This window comes from Gordonia sp. NPDC003376 (assembly GCF_053589235.1).
Map to the genome: position 1 here is coordinate 54,457 of NZ_JBSFRM010000021.1, position 3,241 is coordinate 57,697.

Annotated in this window: 2 protein-coding genes; one reads left to right on the plus strand and one right to left on the minus strand. The window is 66.7% G+C overall.

Annotation, left to right across the window (positions count from 1 at the left end; translation table 11 throughout):
- Nucleotides 1-532: 532 nt before the first annotated feature.
- Nucleotides 533-1,387: a 16S rRNA (cytidine(1402)-2'-O)-methyltransferase gene (gene rsmI, locus ACWDUA_RS19105; protein ID WP_449752580.1), complete on the minus strand. Its 855-nt coding sequence runs from the start codon at nucleotides 1,385-1,387 to the stop codon at nucleotides 533-535.
- Nucleotides 1,388-1,429: 42 nt separating this feature from the next.
- Between rsmI and ACWDUA_RS19110 the strand changes: the two genes are divergently transcribed.
- Complete coding sequence (locus tag ACWDUA_RS19110) at nucleotides 1,430-3,028, plus strand: dolichyl-phosphate-mannose--protein mannosyltransferase (RefSeq protein ID WP_449752581.1); 1,599 nt, start codon at nucleotides 1,430-1,432, stop codon at nucleotides 3,026-3,028.
- The last annotated feature ends 213 nt before the right edge of the window (nucleotides 3,029-3,241 follow it).

Genomic DNA, 3,241 nt, shown 5'->3' on the forward strand with positions numbered 1-3,241 from the left:
CCGAACGATGATTGAGCCGGGACCGAGCGAAGCGAGGACCCTCCGAACGATGATTGAGCCGGGACCGAGCGAAGCGAGGACCCGAGTCGAAATCTCCACACCCAGCGTCGGATGCGCAACCACCTCTGAGGTGGTCACGCCGACGAACCCGGCCGACAGAGGTTTCGACACGCCCCGCCGCTACGCTCCCCATCGACTCAACCACCAACGGGTGGTTGCTAATTGAGTGGGACAGTCCCGAACGATGATTGAGCCGGGACCGAGCGAAGCGAGGACCCTCCGAACGATGATTGAGCCGGGACCGAGCGAAGCGAGGACCCGAGTCGAAATCTCCGCACCCAGCGTCGGATGCGCAACCACCTCCGGAATGGTCACGCCTGCGAACACAGCCGACAGAGGCTTCGACACGCCCGTCGCTACGCTCCTCATCGACTCAACCACCAACCGCCTCTTGGTGATTGAGTCGTAGCCGAGCCCGCCAACACTCTCGTCGACCCGACCATCAACGACCAGCATGTGGTTGGGGACTGCGCTACTCGCCGGACCGTGCGGCCAGGACGGCCTCATAGACGTCACGCCGTGACACCGAGGTCCCGCGCGTCGCCTCCTCGCACGCCGCCTTGAGACGCATCCCGCCGGAGACGAGATGCTCGGCGCGACCGACGAGCTCGTCGAGGTCCGGTTCGCTCGCGGTCGCGCCGGCCAGCACCACGGTGATCTCGCCCTTGACCCCACCGGCTGCCCACTCGGCCAATTCTGCGAGATCGCCGCGTCGGATCTCCTCATAGGTCTTGGTGAGCTCCCGGCACACCGCGGCCCGGCGCCCGCCCCCTAGGACGGCCACCGCGTCTTCCAGACAATCGGCCAGGCGATGCGGCGACTCGAAGAACACCGCAGTACGGGGTTCGTCACGCAACTGGCCGAGCCACTCCTTACGGGCGCCAGGCTTCCGCGGCGCGAACCCTTCGAAGCAGAAGCGCTCGGACGGCATCGCCGACACCGCCAGCGCGGTCGTCACCGCCGACGGCCCGGGCAATGCCGTCACCTTCAGTCCGGCCTCGGCACACGCCACCACCACGCGATATCCCGGGTCGCTGACCGACGGCATCCCCGCATCGGTGATCAGCAGCACCGTCGCACCACCGGCGATGGCCTCGACCAGACGGGGCGTGCGGGCGGCCTCGACCTGGTCGTAGTAGCTGATCAGTTCCCCGGCGATCGTCACATCGAGACCGGCGGCCAGGGCGCGGGCGCGGCGGGTGTCTTCGGCGGCCACGATGTCGGCGGTGGTGAGCGCCTCACGCAACCGCGGGGACGCGTCACCGTAGCGGCCCATCGGGGTGGCCGCGAGGACCAACGCCCCGGACGTCGTCGGCTCGGATGTCATGTCCACAGAGCTTACGGCGAGCCGACCACTACCATCGATCGGGTGACTCTCACCGTGGGCGACGTCGGAGCGAACGCACGACATCACGGCGCCGACTTCCCGGCGTCGGCTCAGCCCACGCCGCCGAGCCCGGGACCGGAGATCCCCACCCCCCTGTTCGGACCGACCGATCGTCGTCGCGGACTGGTCGTCGGGCTGGTGCTGGTGGCAATCGCCACGATCACCCGGTTCTGGACGCTCTGGCTCCCCACCGACAAGGGCACGCCGGTGTTCGACGAGAAGCACTACGTCCCGCAGGGCTGGCAGGTCCTGACCGGCGGCAACTGGATCGAGGACAATCCGGCGTACGGCCTGGTGGTACATCCGCCGGTCGGGAAGTGGATGCTCGCGATCGGCGAGTGGTTGTTCGGCTACACCCCGATGGGCTGGCGGTTCATGTCGGCGGTGTCGGGAATCCTGATCGTGCTACTGATCTATCTGGTGGTCCGGCGGATGACCCGCTCGACACTGGTGGGCGCCATCGCCGGGGTATTCGCGATCTGCGACGGGGTCCTGTTCGTCCAGTCGCGGATGGGCATGCTCGACATCTTCCAGACCCTGTTCATCGTCGCCGCGTTCACCGCACTCGTCGCCGACCGCGATCAGGTCCGCGAACGGATGCACAGGGTGTACCTCGAAGGCCGGATCGCCGACTCACGGTTCGGCCCGCGGCTCGGTTTCCGCTGGTACCGCTTCACCGCCGGTGTGATGCTCGGCCTGACCTGCGGCACCAAGTGGTCGGGCATCTACTACATCATCTTCTTCACCCTCCTGGCGATCGGCTTCGACGTCGCCGCACGCCGCGCCTATCACGTGCAACGTCCATGGCTGGGCACACTCGTCCGCGATGTGGTGCCGTCGGGACTGAGTCTCGTGGTGATGCCGGTTGCCATCTACCTGGCGACCTTCATCCCGTGGTTCTCCGGGGAGACATCGGTCTACCGTTATCAGGTCGGCAACACCATCGGAACCGACGGCCCATGGTCGTGGGTACCTGGCGCGTGGCGGTCACTCTGGTACTACGAGTCGGGCATCCTCGAATTCCACGCCGGCCTGACCAACTCCGCCGGCTACCACCACCCGTGGGAGTCGAAGCCGTGGACGTGGCCGATGAGCCTTCGCCCGATGCTCTACGCCATCGAGAACGGCCCCGACCAGTGTGGCGGCGGCGACTGCGTGCGCGCCCAGATGCTCATCGGCTCGCCCGCGATGTGGTGGCTGGCCCTGCCGGTTCTCCTGTGGGGCCTGTGGTCGTGGGTGGTGCGTCGTGACTGGCGTTATGCCGCCGTGGTCACCGCATACGCCGCCGGCTTCCTCCCGTGGTTCGCCCAGATCGATCGGCAGATGTACTTCTTCTACGCCACCGTCCTCGCCCCGTTCCTGGTGATGGGACTGGCCCTGTGTTGCGGGGACATCCTCCGTGGATCTCGGAAGTCGATCCCCGGTTCTCGACCCGAACGGCAGGCCCTCGCCGTATTGGTGGTGGCGATCTATGTCGGTGTGGTGGTCGCCAACTTTGCCTGGCTGTGGCCGATCATGACCGCCAGTCCGATCTCCCCGACGATGTGGCGCAACCAGATCTGGTTGCCGAGCTGGGGCTGAGCAGGTTTCGGCAATCAGGTGGACCGTTTCAGCTGATGGTCGAGCCGACGAAGGGCGCACGACCAGTCGGGCGACAGCCACCTCCGACCCGGTTACGGACACCCCCACCTCACCAGGTTTCGACACGGGTCCTCGCTCCGCTCGGTCCCGGCTCAACCACCAAGCACCACAAACCGATTGAACCAACACCGCGCCCAGCAACACGTCGAATCG

What these genes read in the sequence shown, in the direction of transcription:
- rsmI (WP_449752580.1), bottom strand. Translation starts at nt 1,387, where the DNA reads ATGACATCCGAGCCGACGACGTCCGGGGCGTTGGTCCTCGCGGCCACC.